Raw genomic sequence first — 14,984 nt, 5'->3', positions numbered from 1 at the left:
GTACTGAGGTGAGAATGGAATCTCCACATATCGTTTTTGTTTATGGCACCTTGAGACAGGGCGAAAGTAATCACCACTACCTGCGAGAAAGTGAGTACCTCGGTCGATTTGAAACCACTTCAGATTACGCTTTGTATGATTTGGGAGAGTACCCCGGTCTTATAAAGGGACACCAAACGGTGGTGGGTGAGGTATATCGCATTACCGCAGAGGTATTGAACCAATTGGATATTCTCGAAGATATTCCCAATGAATATCGTCGCGAGAAAATCGATACTCCCTATGGCTCAGCCTGGATCTATCTATATCAACAGTCGATCCAACACGATGAAGAGATCGTATCAGGAGATTGGTGTCAGCGAGTGTGAGTCAGCTGACTCATGATCTAAAAGGAGACACTCATGAAGATACTAATAGCTGTGACCTTTATTTTTATGTTGGTCGGTTGCAGTCAGCCTGAGCCTTTAGCCAACAACAGTGAAACTTGGCGACAATTTGGTGTCGATCAAGCTCAGAAAGGGTGGTTGAAAAAGTCAGAAACTAAAATGGCCAAATACAGTAGCTCTGAAGCCGTCAATCAAGAACTGTTTATGGCGTATAGCGAAGGTTATGAAGAAGGGCGTGCAGCCTATTGTCAGCAAGATGCTTACTTACTTGGGATAACAGGGCGAACATATCTAGGGATTTGCGATGAGCTTGATTGGCGTTTTCGACAGGATTACGACACCGGTCGTGCCTCGAAGCCATCGGGACGCATGTAGTAATATTGATTAAACAGAAAGGGACGCTTTACAGTAAGCGTCCCTTTTCGTTTTTTGAGCTGGAGAGGTTTACGCGTCGCGATATTCGTGTAAAAACTCTTCGACTTTGCTTACCATGTTTTTCGAACCAACAAAGAAAGGTACACGCTGATGTAGCTCCGTTGGTTTGATATCCATAATGCGGTTTTCACCATCCGAGGCGATACCGCCCGCTTGTTCCATTAAGAATGCCATTGGGTTGCACTCATAAAGTAAACGAAGCTTACCATTCGGGTGGCTTTGAGTGCTTGGGTACAAGTAGATACCGCCTTTTAGCAGGTTACGGTGGAAGTCCGATACTAAAGAGCCAATGTAGCGAGATGTGTATGGACGATTATCTTCAGGTACATTTTCCTGACAGTACTTGATGTATTTTTTTACACCCACTGGAAAGCGAATGTAGTTACCTTCGTTGATGGAGTAAATTTTGCCATCATCTGGGATCATCATGTTTTCATGAGATAGGCAGAATGAGCCGATTGATGGGTCATAGGTAAAGCCATTAACACCATTACCCGTGGTGTACACCAGCATCGTTGAAGAGCCGTAGATAACATAACCCGCAGCAACTTGTTTGTTGCCAGGCTGTAGAAAATCCTCTTCAGTTGGTGGAGTACCAATCGGTGATACACGGCGATAGATAGAAAAAATGGTACCAACTGACACGTTTACATCAATGTTCGATGAGCCATCGAGTGGATCCATTAGCACAACATACTTGGCGTTCTTGTTAAGCTCTTTATTGAATGCTACTGCCTCATCTTCTTCTTCACTGGCGACACCACAAACCTGATCACGGGCTTCTAGAGCGGCTTTAAACTTGTCATTAGCGTATAGATCAAGCTTTTGCTGTTCTTCGCCCTGTACATTTGAGTGTCCAACTGAGCCAGTAATATCCACAAGTCCTGCTTTATTAATCTCGCGGTTAACGATTTTTGCAGCCAAGCGAATGGAAGCCAGTAGTGAAGAAAGATCACCTGTGGCATGTGGGAAGTCATGTTGTTTTTCAACGATGAATTCACCAAGAGTGAGTGTTTCAGACATGAGTGGTCCTTAGCAATTTTAATTGGGGGTGTGGTTAGATTAAGCATGGACTCTATTGAGACTTCTATTTGTATGACTATTTAATCTAACCAGACGATTCTATATCCATGATCTTATTATTAGTAATGAACTAACTGTTTGAGATCTCACTTCTCAAGGTAAATTTAGCTTGGTTGCATGCTTGCTCGTATGAGGGGGATCGTTCATGATACCAATCAGAACTTTTGAGGATTACAACAACCATGCATATTCATATTCTAGGCATTTGTGGCACCTTCATGGGAGGCGCTGCATTATTGGCTCGTCAGCTTGGGCATAAGGTGACTGGCTGTGATGCTAATGTTTACCCGCCAATGAGCACACTGCTTGAGTCTCAAGGCATTGAGATCATCGAAGGGTTCGATCCTAACCAGCTAGAACCAAGACCTGACTTAGTCGTGATTGGCAACGCAATGAGCCGCGGTAACCCTTGTGTTGAGTATGTATTGGATAACAACCTGCGCTACACCTCAGGGCCTCAGTGGCTGCAAGAGTTTTTGTTGCATGACCGCTGGGTACTGGCTGTGTCGGGTACTCATGGTAAAACGACGACATCAAGCATGTTGACCTGGATACTGGAAGACTGTGGTTATCAACCGGGTTTCCTTGTTGGTGGCGTTCTTGGCAACTTTGGTATCTCTGCTCGCTTGGGTGAGAGCATGTTTTTCGTGGTGGAAGCCGATGAGTATGACAGTGCTTTCTTCGATAAACGTTCTAAGTTTGTTCACTATCACCCTCGCACACTCGTGATGAACAATCTTGAGTTTGATCATGCTGATATCTTTGATGATCTTGAAGCGATCAAGCGTCAATTCCACCATTTGGTTCGCACTGTGCCTGGGAATGGTCGTATTCTTGCACCAAAGTCTGATCAAGCCATTGAGGATGTATTAGAACGTGGTTGCTGGAGTGAGCGAGAATTTACAGGTGAAGAAGGAAACTGGCGTGCGAACAAGTTGATCAAAGATGGTTCTGAATTTGAGGTTTACCTTGATGACAAACTCTGTGGCGTCGTGAAGTGGGATCTTGTTGGTGATCATAATGTCGACAATGCCTTGATGGCCATTGCTGCAGCGCGACATGTTGGTGTAACCCCTGATCTTGCCTGTGAGTCTTTAGCTAAGTTCATCAACACCAAACGTCGTCTAGAATTAAAAGGTGAGGTGAATGGGGTCGCTGTTTATGATGACTTTGCTCATCATCCAACCGCTATTGAGCTAACGGTTGGTGGTTTGCGTAACAAGGTGGGTGATAGCAAGATTATTGCGGTATTAGAGCCCCGTTCTGCAACCATGAAACGTGGTGTACACAAAGATACCTTAGCCGCATCGTTAGAGCAGGCTGACAGCGTTTATCTATATCAGCCGAGTAATATTGCTTGGCCGGTAAAGGATGTAGCTCAGGCTTGTACTCAACCCGCTTCAACATCAGCCAACATCGATGAACTGGTGACAATTATCGCTGCTGAAGCGAAGCCTGGCGACCAAATTTTAGTGATGAGCAATGGTGGTTTTGAGGGTATTCACGGCAAGCTTATGCAAGCACTCGAGGGGAAATCATAGGTGGTAAGCCATTCTGAATCTAAAGCAATTACGCTCGCCTTCACTGGTGCCTCTGGAGCGCCTTATGGCTTGCGTCTACTCGAGTGTTTGATTGCTGCTGATTATCACGTTTATTTACTCATTTCTTCTGCAGCCCGTGTGGTGTTGGCGACAGAGCACGACCTTAAGTTGCCATCAGGCCCTGATGCAGCGCAGAAGGCGCTGGTCGAGCACTTAGGGTGTGATGAGTCGAAGCTTACTGTGTGTGGTAAGGATGATTGGTTCTCTCCTGTTGCTTCGGGATCGGCAGCACCTAAACAGATGGTGGTTTGCCCATGCTCTGCGGGGAGCGTGGCTTCTATTGCTCATGGCATGTCAGACAATCTAATAGAACGCGCTGCCGATGTTGTGATGAAAGAGCGTGGTCAGTTGTTACTGGTAGTGCGTGAAACACCCTTCTCTACGCTGCACTTGGAGAACATGCATAAGCTTTCACAAATGGGCGTCACTATTATGCCTGCAGCCCCCGGTTTTTATCATCAACCTAAGTCGATTGAAGACCTGATTGATTTTATGGTTGCTCGAATCTTGGACCATTTAGGTGTCGAGCAAGGCCTTGTGCCACGTTGGGGTTACGACCAACGATAGCCCTACATCATGGGCTTAATAATAATTCACTGGCTCAATAGGTACGAAAATTAAATTAGCCAGAGAACGTAATACCTTATACAATCTTTCTCACTCATCGGGGAGCAAACTATCGAGTGGTAGGTGCTGAGATCAAGCGACGCTTGGGACCCGTAAACCTGAACCAGATAATGCTGGCGTAGGAATTGAGTGAGGGATTCTATATCTCCGTCTCAAGCCTGTGCCGCTCAACTTTTTGCAGTATCCATAGTGCTGCACTGTTATACACGGAGAGCGAACAGTGAAAACCATCTTATCTACCCCATCTACATTAGCGTTAGCCATTACCACCCTCGGCTCATTTTCAGCTCAAGCAGCTGACAATACTTTGACAGTTTATACCTACAGCTCATTTGCTGCTGATTGGGGCCCTGGCCCTAAAGTTGAAGCCGCGTTCGAAAAACAGTGTGGTTGTAATCTTGAATTTGTTGCTCTTGATGATGGGGTTTCTATCCTTAATCGTCTTCGTCTTGAAGGTAAAAACAGCAAAGCGGATGTAGTGCTGGGTTTGGATAACAACCTGATGGCAGAAGCAATCAAAACAGATCTACTTGCTAAACATAATGTGGATACAAGCAAGGTGACATTACCAGGTGGATGGAACAACGGTACTTTTGTTCCTTATGACTTCGGTTACTTCGCGTTTGTTTATAATACTGAGAAGCTTGCGAACCCGCCAAAAAGCTTGAAGGAGCTGGTGGAAGAGCGTGATGACCTTAAGGTTATCTATCAAGATCCACGAACCTCGACTCCGGGACAAGGCCTGATGCTGTGGATGAAGTCGGTATACGGTGATGACGCAGCAAACGCTTGGCAGCAGCTATCGAAGAAGACGGTAACCGTGACTAAAGGTTGGTCAGAAGCTTACTCAATGTTCCTCGAGGGTGAGTCAGATCTTGTACTTTCGTACACCACATCTCCTGCTTATCATTTGATTGCAGAGAACGATGCTAAGTATGCGGCAGCAGATTTTGCAGAAGGTCATTACACACAAGTTGAAGTGGCAGCAAAAGTGAAGAGTACGAAGAATACAGAACTTGCTGATGCGTTTATGAGCTTTGTGTTGAGTGATGAGTTTCAGTCAGCAATGCCTACGGGCAACTGGATGTATCCAGTGACTGACGTTGAATTGCCACAAGGCTTTGAAACCTTAACGCTGCCACAAAAATCGCTGAGCTTTGGTTCAGATGAAATTGCGAGCAAGCGTAAAGGCTGGATACGTGAATGGCAGAGCGCTCTAACGTTCTAAAATCATCTAGACTCTCACTTAAGTAAACAGGAACACAAAATGCGTAAGACGCCGACAATCGGCTTATGGGTTGCATTGGTGATCGCGGCATTTGTAGTTTCTTCAGTCGGGGCATTGCTGAGCTATGCCCCATCACTTGATATCAGTCTGATATGGTCTGATCCCTACTATCGTCACGTCACGCGATTCAGTTTTTATCAAGCTTTTCTCTCAACGCTACTAAGCGTCGGTCTAGCGATTCCGGTTGCTCATGCACTGTCACGACGTCGTTTTAAAGGTCGTTCGCTGTTACTGAAGCTGTTTGCTTCTACTCTTGTTCTCCCCGTTCTAGTGGGAGTGTTTGGATTATTGGCCATTTATGGTCGTAGTGGGTTACTGGCTGAACTGTGGCAATGGTTTGGCAGTGAGTTTGAATATTCCATCTATGGCTTAAATGGTATCTTGCTCGCCCATGTTTTCTTCAACCTACCTTATGCAAGTCGATTACTGCTGCAGGCATTGGATACCGTGCCTTATGAGCAGCACAAGTTGTGCGCGCATTTAGGTATGGGGCATTGGAGCAAGTTTCGCTTGGTAGAGTGGCCGCGAATGAAGCAGCAACTCCCGCACGTCTGTGGGTTGGTCTTTATGCTCTGTTTCACCAGTTTTGCCACGGTTATGGCGTTAGGTGGCGGGCCACGAGCGACCACTATTGAGCTAGCGATTTACCAGGCAATTAAGTTTGATTTTGACCTACAAGCCGGTGCAATTTTAGCCCTATGGCAGATGTTGTTATGTGGTGTACTTGCACTATCCATTCAGCGTCTTGCTAAACCGATAGCTGTTAGCCAAGGGCGTATTCACTCGCAAGCGATACTCATTAAGGACAACCTTAAAGCTCGAGCGTGGGATGCAGCATGGATTGGCTTTGCTGTGCTTGTGGTTGTTCCACCATTACTGACGGTGATAATAAGCGGTATTAACTCGAGCTTTTTTGATGTATTGACCATTTCTGCTTATTGGCAAGCTTTGATGAGCTCGGTTCAAGTCGCAGTTTGTGCAAGTGTAATCTCGCTATGTACGGGTGTAGCAGTACTCTGGACTAGCCGATCATTGCGTCTCTCATATCGCGCTTTTCTGGCGGATAAACTTGAGTTACTTGGAACTATAATTCTAGTGACTCCGGGTCTGGTGATTAGCACTGGATTGTTCCTGTTATTGCGTAATATTACCGATGTGTTTAGCCTCGCATTTGGGATTGTCATTCTGGTTAATGCCTTGATGGCTTTGCCTTATGTGATAAAAACCTTGGCTCAGCCTATGTTGCACACGGCTCAACAGTATCAATTATTGTGTCCGAGTTTAGGGATGACGGGCTTTAACCGTTTTCGTTTGGTCGAGTGGCGAGCACTGCGTCAACCAATGGCCAACGCCTTGGCGATCAGCTTTATGATGTCTATGGGCGATTTAAGTGCGATTGCGTTATTTGGTAGCCAAGACTTTCAAACCCTACCGCTGTATCTTTTCCAGTTACTAGGCAGTTATCAAATGGAGTCTGCGGCGGTGGTGTCTCTAACTCTTCTATTCTTGAGTGTGTTGAGCTTTGCCTTGATTGAAAAGGTGTTGACTCGTCGCGCAAAAAACTCAATTCAGGTGAAATAATCATGCTTTGTTTGGAACAGGTAAACTACCGTTATCATAAAGACCTTTTCACTTTCGATTTGAGTGTAAAACAAGGCGAGTGCTTGGCGTTGATGGGACCAAGTGGTGCAGGCAAATCAACACTACTCAGTTTGATTGCTGGGTTTATCTTTCCTGAAAGCGGAGAGATCAGTGTGAACGGTAACTCTCTAGTTAAACTAGAACCTTACCAACGCCCCCTTGCGATGCTTTTCCAAGAGCACAACCTTTTTTCCCATTTATCTGTGCGTGATAACATTGGTTTGGGGCTTAACCCTGCATTGCGTCTATCTGCTCAACAAAAATTAGCGGTCGAACAAGCTGCAGAGCAGGTTGGGTTGATTGAATATTTAGATAGATTACCAGAGCAGCTTTCTGGTGGTCAGCGACAGCGTGTTGCTCTAGCTCGTTGCTTTGTTCAACCTCATTCACTATGGTTGTTGGATGAGCCATTTTCAGCACTAGATCCTATTTTACGTGAAGAGATGTTGGCTCTGGTAAAGCAGCTTGCAGCAGAGCGCAATATCACGGTGATCATGGTAACGCACCACCTCAGTGATGCTCGAACCATTGCAAGCCATTTTGCCTTTATCGATGACAAAAAGGTGCTTGTACATGACGAAATCAGCCAGCTAACGTCCCAACATCATGAAACGTCGCTGGCTCGGTTTGTTAAAGCGGGTGAGTAATCTACAGGGGGTTCTCTATAGATTCTCTTCGGCAAATTCCGCAAGTCGACTGCGTACCACACCATTTAAGTGGATGTTGGCACTGCCTTCAAAGCTCTTAAATCGCTCAACCATATACGTGAGCCCTGATGTCACAGGGGTTAGATAGGGTGAATCTATTTGGGCGAGGTTACCTGAGCAGACGATTTTAGTTCCTTCGCCGCATCGAGTGATAATGGTCTTTATCTGTGAAGCGGTCAGGTTTTGACACTCGTCGAGCAGTACAAAGGCATTCTGTATTGAGCGGCCACGCATAAAGTTGATCGACTTAAACTGAATATTGGCCTTCTCGCAAATGTACTTCATTGAGCCTTCGGTACAGTGATCGTTCTTGTGTAACGCTTCTAGTGTGTCGGTTACCGCAGCGAGCCATGGCAGCATCTTCTCTTCTTCACTCCCAGGTAAGAAGCCAATCGATTCGCCGATGTCTGGCGTATTTCGAGTCACGATGATTTTATCAAACATTTTTCTCTCAACGGTCTGCTCAAGCGCGGCTGCCATCGCAAGTAAAGTTTTACCACTACCCGCAGCACCCGTTAGGATCACCAAGTCAATATCAGGGTCTAATAGGGCATCTAACGCCATGCCTTGATAAATGTTTTTTGCACTGATGTCCCAGGCCCTGCGGTGCATCATACGTTCGCGGCTAAGATCTCGTAGTACCAGTTTTTCATCGTTAATTTCTTCAACACGTGCGGCAAAGTCACTCTCTTTATCAATTAAGTATTGATTCAAAAAAGTGGGTTCAAATGGTTCTTTATCGAGAGTGTGGAAGGTTTTGCCAGCGCGAGATTGACTCTCCACATTATCGATTGTGGACCAAAAATCTCCATCACATTGCTGAAACCCTTTAGTGAGGTATTGAACGTCATCAATTAATTGATCGGTGCGGTAATCTTCAACAAAACGCACACCGGCACCTTTGGCACGTAGGCGCATGTTAATGTCTTTCGTTACAAGTACCACTTCACGTGGAGCTCGCTTGTTTTGCAGATAAATGACGGCATTGAGAATCCGGTTATCGCCTGCCTTGTCTGCAAATGCCTTTACGGTTTCATGCAGTTCGTAATCGGCAAGAATCGCGATAGAGCCAGAGGCGCTCTTGTCGCTGTTAAATGCGATGCCCTCTGATATTTCATCGGGTGTGACATCACGGAATATGTCTTCTAAGCTACGAATTGCAACGCGAGCGTCACGAGCAATATCGCGCTTACTGTCTTTGATTCTGTCGAGTTCTTCGAGGACTGTCATTGGGATGACGATGTCGTGTTCTTGGAAAGAGAATATTGCGTGAGGTTCGTGAAGTAGAATGTTGGTGTCTAGAACAAATATTTTACGATCGGTATCGCCCATAAGCGGCTCCTTGTCGAGATGACATTTGGTCAGAATTCATCTCATTCATACGTAATGAATGAGACGATGGTCCAAGTGAGTTGACCTTTGGCCGCTGCCATATCCGAATCGCATTTAGTCGCAAAGGAACAACAACATAGGTTGATTAACCCAGTATGGACACAACTTCTTTGCACTTTCATTTCAACATAGTACATAGATGAATGGAAAGTACAGAAGACGGATAAAAAGTTGCTAGAAAATGGGCTGTCAATGGTGATCTCACTGACGTCATCAAGTAAGATGACCGACCTTTTTTCTGCGCCTTTTCCGTCTCATTTTTCTTTGATGTTTTGGGCACTATGGCAGAAATTAGATCTAAAATAAGATCTCCACTAAACATTACTAGAGGTAGTCGATTCATGACATTTGCTTTGGGGCAACGCTGGATCAGCGATACGGAAAGCGATTTAGGTTTAGGTACCGTTGTAGCATTGGATGCTCGAACTGTGACACTTATGTTTGCAGCTTCAGAAGAAAACCGAGTTTACGCGCAGAATGACGCCCCAGTAACTCGAGTCTCATTTAATGTCGGAGATACCATCGACAGCCAAGAAGGCTGGTCACTTTTTGTCGAAGAAGTGATTGAAGAGAAAGGCCTATTCACTTACGTAGGCCACCGTGAAGACACTGAAGAACAAGGTGTTGTTCTGCGTGAGATCTTCCTGAGCAATCAAATCCGTTTTAACAAGCCTCAAGACAAGTTATACGCAGGTCAGATTGACCGCATGGATAACTTCGTTTTGCGTTACCGCGCTCTGAGTAATCAATATGAGCAACATAAAAGCCCAATGCGTGGCTTGTGTGGTATGCGCGCTGGCTTGATTCCTCACCAGTTATATATTGCTCATGAAGTTGGTCGCCGTCACGCTCCTCGAGTTTTGCTTGCCGATGAAGTTGGCCTAGGTAAGACCATCGAAGCCGGTATGATTATTCACCAGCAGGTATTGTCCGGTCGTGCCGAGCGAATCCTTATCGTTGTTCCTGAAACGCTTCAACATCAGTGGTTGGTTGAGATGATGCGTCGCTTCAATTTGCACTTTTCTATCTTTGATGAAGAGCGTTGTATTGAAGCCTTTGCCGAAGCTGAAAATCCATTTGATACCCAGCAATACGTGCTGTGTTCCCTCGACTTCTTGCGCAAGAGCCGCAAGCGTTTTGAGCAAGCACTGGAAGGTGATTGGGATCTATTGGTTGTCGATGAAGCGCACCACCTTGAGTGGAGTCAAGATAAACCAAGTCGTGAGTACCAAGTTGTGGAAGGACTCGCTGAGCGCACGCCAGGTGTGTTACTACTCACTGCTACGCCTGAACAGTTAGGTCGTGAGAGTCACTTTGCACGTCTGCGTCTTCTTGATGCTGACCGCTTCTATGACTACGAAGCGTTCGTTAAAGAAGAAGAGCAATATGCACCAGTTGCGGATTCCGTTACGGCTCTATTCTCTGGTGAAAAGCTTGCTGATGAAGCGAAGAACCAGATCACCGAACTTCTATCAGAACAGGATGTTGAACCATTATTTCGTATCATCGAAAGCGATGCTGCAGAAGAAGAAAAAGCATCGGCACGCCAAGAGCTGATTGATAACCTGATGGATCGCCATGGTACTGGACGCGTGCTTTTCCGTAACACGCGTGCTGCAATTAAGGGTTTCCCTGAGCGTAATGTTCACCTGCTACCTATGCCAATTCCTCAGCAATACACAACCTCAATGCGTGTATCGGGCATGATTGGCGGCAAGATGTCTCCTGAAGCGCGTGCGATGAAGATGCTATACCCTGAAGAGATCTTCCAAGAGTTTGAAGGTGAAGATTCTAGCTGGTGGCAGTTTGACTCTCGTGTGAACTGGCTACTAGAAAAAATCACAGACAAACGCAGTGAGAAGATTCTTGTTATTGCCTCTCGTGCAAGTACAGCATTGCAATTGGAGCAAGCACTACGTGAACGGGAAGGTATCCGTGCCACTGTTTTCCATGAAGGCATGTCTATCATTGAGCGTGACAAAGCAGCCGCTTACTTTGCTCAAGAAGAGGGTGGTGCTCAGGTACTGATTTGTAGTGAGATTGGCTCTGAGGGACGTAACTTCCAGTTTGCTAACCAGCTAGTGATGTTCGACCTGCCATTCAATCCTGATTTGTTAGAGCAGCGTATTGGTCGTTTGGACCGTATTGGTCAAAGTCGTGATATCGATATTCATGTGCCATATCTAGAGGGTACCTCACAAGGTATTCTTGCTCGCTGGTTCAATGAAGGTTTGAATGCCTTTGCTGAGACCTGTCCAACGGGGCGTGCGGTTTATGATAAGTACTCTGAAGATATCATCAACATGCTTGCAACGGGTGACATTGAGCAGCTTGATGAAGTGATCGAAGCGTCTGCGGCGATGAACAAGGAGCTAAAAGCGCAACTGGAGCAAGGCCGCGACCGCCTGCTAGAGATGCACTCTAACGGTGGTGACAAGGCGCTAGAGATTGTTGATACGATTTCATCAACCGATGGTGATACTAACCTAGTGACATTCGCTTTGAGCCTATTCGATACCATTGGCCTTAACCAAGACGATAAAGGTGAAAATGCACTAGTGGTAACCCCATCGGAGCACATGATGGTGCCAAGCTACCCAGGTTTACCATATGAGGGTGCAACGATTACCTTTGACCGTGACACAGCATTGTCTCGTGAAGACATGAACTTCATCAGTTGGGAGCACCCAATGATTCAAGGTGGTATTGATTTGCTTCTGAGTGAAGGCGTGGGCACATCTGCGGTATCGTTGCTAAAGAACAAGGCACTACCTGTAGGTACCATCCTACTTGAACTCGTTTACTTAGTGGATGCACAAGCACCGAAACGTTCTGGTATCGGTCGCTTCCTTCCACCAACACCAATTCGAATGATGTTGGATGGCCGTGGTAATGACCTATCTGAGCAAGTAGAGTTTGAAAGCTTTAACCGCCAGCTCAGCCCTGTTAATCGTCACCTTGCTAGCAAACTTGTAAACTCTGTGCAAAACGAGGTTCATAAGCTGATTGAAGCGGGTGAAGGTCATATCGGTGCGAAGGTTGAACTGGTTCGTGAACAAGCGGAGAAAGAGATGCAAGCAAGCCTAAATGGTGAGTTAGAACGCCTGCAAGCTCTCAAAGCGGTGAACCCGAACATCCGTGATGAAGAGATCGAAGCGATTGATGATCAAATTAAAGAGCTCAGCGGTTACATCGCGAAGGCGCAAGTTCAGCTTGATTCACTACGTTTGATCGTCGTGAGCCACAACTAGCAACAACGTTTATCTTGTTCAGCCTTTAGACATACGTTACCTCTACCCAAAATAATTGGAGTTGCAGCGCGGCAACAAGGCAATTCATCCCTATGAGCATAGGTGTTCTATGTGATTAGGGTTAGTTGACGCAGTTAACAAAGCTGCAGCTTCAAGTATGAAGGGTATAAGGGCTGAATTGCTTTCTGGAAAACTATAACAATGGCAATGCTTGAATACACACCGCCGACGGATCCTTGGATTGACTCTGTCTATGAGGACGACGATATATTGGCTGTGAATAAGCCCTCTGGTTTACTGTCTGTCCCAGGCAGGGCACCTGAGCATTACGACAGCATGTGGAGTCGAGTGGTAGAGTTGTATCCTGAAGCGCAGGTTGTGCATCGATTGGATATGTCGACGTCCGGCCTTATGCTGTTTGCAAAGCACAAAGAAGCAGAAAGAAGCCTCAAAAAACAGTTTCAATATCGCCTAACACACAAGATCTATTATGCACGTGTATGGGGAAATATCGATGAATCTGGCGAGGTAGACTTACCACTGATTTGTGATTGGCCTAACCGTCCACGCCAAAAGGTTTGTTACCAAGATGGAAAGCCTTCACTGACTAATTTTCAGCGAGCAAAGCTAGAGGAACAAACCTCAATCGTACGCCTATTACCTATTACAGGTCGTTCTCATCAATTGCGAGTCCACATGCAAGCGATTGGTTGCCCTATTGTTGGTGATGAATTTTATGCAACTCCTGAGGCATTGGCCTTCAGTGAACGCTTAGAATTGCACGCTGCTGAACTGAGCTTCTATCATCCAGCGACAGAAAAATTACAAACGATTTTTGTGCCTTGTGACTTCTACCCCGAAGCAAAAGGGGAAATTCTGCAACACTTTACAGCACCAGACGTTTTACCAGACTACAAAACACTGCCACGTAGTTAACCCACTCAATGTTCGTGTGTATGGGGTAGTGAGAAAGGAACATCGATGTCACTACCTCAAAACAACATTACCAAACCTCATATCGTCTTTCTTGACCGAGCGACAATTCCACCACAGATAAAATTACCTCAACTTCAGTTTGAGCATGATTGGATTGAGTACGACTACACGTCTGCTGAAGAGGTTGAATCACGTCTAGTTGATGCCGACATCGTGATTACCAATAAGGTTGTACTTACGGCAGAACTATTAGCTAAGTTCCCCAATATCAAGATGATTGCGGTTTCTGCAACGGGAACTAATAACCTTGATATAGAGTACTGCCAGTCCGCGGGTATTGCGGTGACGAATATTCAAGGCTATGCCACTCGGTCGGTGCCTGAGCATGTCATTGCTATGCTGTTTGCTCTGCGACGAAATCTGATCGGCTATCATCAAGATATCCAGAAGGGGGAATGGCAGCGAAATAAGCAGTTCTGTTTCTTTACTCACCCAATTGGTGATGTTGCGGGCTCCACTATCGGAATTATTGGCAGTGGTGCTCTAGGGCAGGCTACCGCGACCTTAGCTACAGCAATTGGTATGAAGGTACTGTTTGCTGAGCGTAAGGGAGCAACGACTGTTCGTGATGGTTATCTGCCATTTGATACGGTACTCGAGCAATCGGATGTGCTCACACTACATTGTCCATTGACTGCTGAGACTAAAAATCTGATTTCAAGTGATGAGTTTGCGCAGATGAAATCCTCTGCAATTCTGATCAATGCGGGACGTGGTGGGCTTGTTGATGAGAAGGCATTAATAACAGCCCTTAAGTGTGGTGAGCTCTCCGGAGCTGGTGTGGATGTATTTACCGAGGAGCCTGCTGGTGATTCAAATCCTCTGATCGCTAACATGGATCTGCCTAATCTACTTCTTACACCCCATGTCGCGTGGGGTAGTGATAGTGCGATTCAACGCCTTGCTGATATCTTAGGTGAAAATATAGAGGCGTTCGTTGCTGGGCGAATGCAAAACCGAGTGGTTTAGTCTCGTTTATCCTCGAAACAACCTTGAATACAAGAGGGGCTGACACATGTGTCAGCCCCTCTTGGCTTTTATCGACTGGTGAGCATCAGCCTTGTGGTTTAATCACCATCACATTGATCGGTGAGTTCTGGACAACCTTGCTCGCAACAGAACCAAGTACCACTTTGTCCATACGAGAGCGTTTATGACTTGGCATCACAATAAGGTCAGCACCAAGCTTCTCTGCAAAGTCTAGAATGGTTGCGTATGGCTTACCTTCAGCAACGTGGGTTTTGTAGATCGCCTTATCTGCAATATGTGTATCAGCAAATGTTTTAAGCTGGTTCTTCACATCTTTCTTCATGTCATTCGCCGCATCTTTTGGAAAGTAAGTCGCGACCATCGACATGTGAATGCCTGGCAATACGTTGAGTAGGTGAATCTCGGCATTCGATTGCTGAGCAAGCCATACAGCCTGAGCAACAGCTTTATCAGAAAAGCCTTTATCATTGAGATCAACTGGAACAAGGATCTGCTTATACATGGTTCTTTCTCTTATCAATGGCACACCGTTATAAGGTGTGCCTATTCTATTTTCGTTAAGTGTAAACTTAGCTAAAACATCGATT

The 14,984-nt window shown here is 45.8% G+C and carries 13 protein-coding genes and 1 riboswitch; of the genes, 10 read left to right on the top strand and 3 right to left on the bottom strand.

Going from position 1 to position 14,984, the window contains the following annotated elements:
- Window positions 1-14 precede the first annotated feature (14 nt).
- Together DPF91_RS17885 and DPF91_RS17880 are read left to right on the top strand one after the other, a co-directional pair.
- Entirely contained in the window at window positions 15-368 is a 354-nt protein-coding gene (locus DPF91_RS17885) for a gamma-glutamylcyclotransferase family protein (protein ID WP_117235809.1), read from the top strand.
- A 33-nt stretch (window positions 369-401) separates the two neighbouring features.
- On the top strand, window positions 402-761 hold the full coding sequence (locus DPF91_RS17880) for a DUF2799 domain-containing protein (protein ID WP_241033852.1): 360 nt from the start codon (window positions 402-404) through the stop codon (window positions 759-761).
- Between the two features lie 69 nt (window positions 762-830).
- Here the strand turns inward: DPF91_RS17880 and fbp are convergent, their stop codons facing one another.
- Window positions 831-1,844 (bottom strand): class 1 fructose-bisphosphatase, encoded by a 1,014-nt coding sequence (fbp, locus tag DPF91_RS17875; RefSeq protein WP_117235808.1) that lies wholly within the window; start codon window positions 1,842-1,844, stop codon window positions 831-833.
- 242 nt (window positions 1,845-2,086) lie between these two features.
- Here fbp and mpl point away from each other — a divergent pair, with 242 nt between their 5' ends.
- From mpl to thiQ, 5 genes are all read left to right on the top strand, one after another.
- On the top strand, window positions 2,087-3,445 hold the full coding sequence (gene mpl, locus DPF91_RS17870; RefSeq protein WP_117235807.1) for a UDP-N-acetylmuramate:L-alanyl-gamma-D-glutamyl-meso-diaminopimelate ligase: 1,359 nt from the start codon (window positions 2,087-2,089) through the stop codon (window positions 3,443-3,445).
- Entirely contained in the window at window positions 3,446-4,072 is a 627-nt protein-coding gene (locus DPF91_RS17865) for a flavin prenyltransferase UbiX (protein WP_117235806.1), read from the top strand.
- Window positions 4,073-4,160: 88 nt separating this feature from the next.
- A riboswitch (TPP riboswitch) is annotated at window positions 4,161-4,274 on the top strand.
- A gap of 78 nt (window positions 4,275-4,352) precedes the next feature.
- A complete protein-coding gene (thiB, locus tag DPF91_RS17860) occupies window positions 4,353-5,360 on the top strand; it encodes a thiamine ABC transporter substrate binding subunit (RefSeq protein WP_117235805.1) in 1,008 nt (335 codons plus the stop codon).
- A 39-nt stretch (window positions 5,361-5,399) separates the two neighbouring features.
- Window positions 5,400-7,001, top strand: a complete 1,602-nt coding sequence (thiP, locus tag DPF91_RS17855) for a thiamine/thiamine pyrophosphate ABC transporter permease ThiP (RefSeq protein WP_117235804.1) — start codon at window positions 5,400-5,402, stop codon at window positions 6,999-7,001.
- 2 nt (window positions 7,002-7,003) lie between these two features.
- Window positions 7,004-7,708 carry a thiamine ABC transporter ATP-binding protein gene (gene thiQ, locus DPF91_RS17850; protein WP_117235803.1) on the top strand — a complete coding sequence of 235 codons (705 nt, stop codon included), beginning with the start codon at window positions 7,004-7,006 and terminating at the stop codon, window positions 7,706-7,708.
- Between the two features lie 15 nt (window positions 7,709-7,723).
- Here the strand turns inward: thiQ and DPF91_RS17845 are convergent, their stop codons facing one another.
- Window positions 7,724-9,100 (bottom strand): PhoH family protein, encoded by a 1,377-nt coding sequence (locus DPF91_RS17845; protein ID WP_117235802.1) that lies wholly within the window; start codon window positions 9,098-9,100, stop codon window positions 7,724-7,726.
- Window positions 9,101-9,501: 401 nt separating this feature from the next.
- On the opposite strand from DPF91_RS17845, the gene rapA reads away from it, so the two are divergent.
- From rapA to DPF91_RS17830, 3 genes are all read left to right on the top strand, one after another.
- On the top strand, window positions 9,502-12,411 hold the full coding sequence (gene rapA / locus DPF91_RS17840; protein WP_117235801.1) for an RNA polymerase-associated protein RapA: 2,910 nt from the start codon (window positions 9,502-9,504) through the stop codon (window positions 12,409-12,411).
- 201 nt (window positions 12,412-12,612) lie between these two features.
- Window positions 12,613-13,347 carry a pseudouridine synthase gene (locus DPF91_RS17835; RefSeq protein ID WP_117235800.1) on the top strand — a complete coding sequence of 245 codons (735 nt, stop codon included), beginning with the start codon at window positions 12,613-12,615 and terminating at the stop codon, window positions 13,345-13,347.
- 45 nt (window positions 13,348-13,392) lie between these two features.
- Window positions 13,393-14,376, top strand: coding sequence for a D-2-hydroxyacid dehydrogenase (locus DPF91_RS17830; protein WP_420855615.1), 984 nt, complete (start codon window positions 13,393-13,395; stop codon window positions 14,374-14,376).
- 85 nt (window positions 14,377-14,461) lie between these two features.
- Here DPF91_RS17830 and DPF91_RS17825 read toward each other — a convergent pair whose 3' ends face one another.
- Window positions 14,462-14,899: a universal stress protein gene (locus tag DPF91_RS17825; protein ID WP_117235799.1), complete on the bottom strand. Its 438-nt coding sequence runs from the start codon at window positions 14,897-14,899 to the stop codon at window positions 14,462-14,464.
- Between the last annotated feature and the right edge of the window lie 85 nt (window positions 14,900-14,984).

The sequence above is a fragment of the Vibrio maerlii genome (assembly GCF_003415655.1).
GTDB classification, from domain to species: domain Bacteria; phylum Pseudomonadota; class Gammaproteobacteria; order Enterobacterales; family Vibrionaceae; genus Vibrio; species Vibrio maerlii.
This window is presented reverse-complemented; position numbering and strand designations above follow the sequence as displayed.

Excerpts from the sequence above, each read along its gene's own strand:
- DPF91_RS17885 (WP_117235809.1), top strand. The coding sequence starts at position 15 with ATGGAATCTCCACATATCGTTTTTGTTTATGGCACCTTGAGACAGGGC.
- DPF91_RS17880 (WP_241033852.1), top strand. The coding sequence starts at position 402 with ATGAAGATACTAATAGCTGTGACCTTTATTTTTATGTTGGTCGGTTGC.
- fbp (WP_117235808.1), bottom strand. The coding sequence starts at position 1,844 with ATGTCTGAAACACTCACTCTTGGTGAATTCATCGTTGAAAAACAACAT.
- mpl (WP_117235807.1), top strand. The coding sequence starts at position 2,087 with ATGCATATTCATATTCTAGGCATTTGTGGCACCTTCATGGGAGGCGCT.
- thiP (WP_117235804.1), top strand. The coding sequence starts at position 5,400 with ATGCGTAAGACGCCGACAATCGGCTTATGGGTTGCATTGGTGATCGCG.
- thiQ (WP_117235803.1), top strand. The coding sequence starts at position 7,004 with ATGCTTTGTTTGGAACAGGTAAACTACCGTTATCATAAAGACCTTTTC.
- DPF91_RS17845 (WP_117235802.1), bottom strand. The coding sequence starts at position 9,100 with ATGGGCGATACCGATCGTAAAATATTTGTTCTAGACACCAACATTCTA.
- rapA (WP_117235801.1), top strand. The coding sequence starts at position 9,502 with ATGACATTTGCTTTGGGGCAACGCTGGATCAGCGATACGGAAAGCGAT.
- DPF91_RS17835 (WP_117235800.1), top strand. The coding sequence starts at position 12,613 with ATGGCAATGCTTGAATACACACCGCCGACGGATCCTTGGATTGACTCT.
- DPF91_RS17830 (WP_420855615.1), top strand. The coding sequence starts at position 13,393 with ATGTCACTACCTCAAAACAACATTACCAAACCTCATATCGTCTTTCTT.
- DPF91_RS17825 (WP_117235799.1), bottom strand. The coding sequence starts at position 14,899 with ATGTATAAGCAGATCCTTGTTCCAGTTGATCTCAATGATAAAGGCTTT.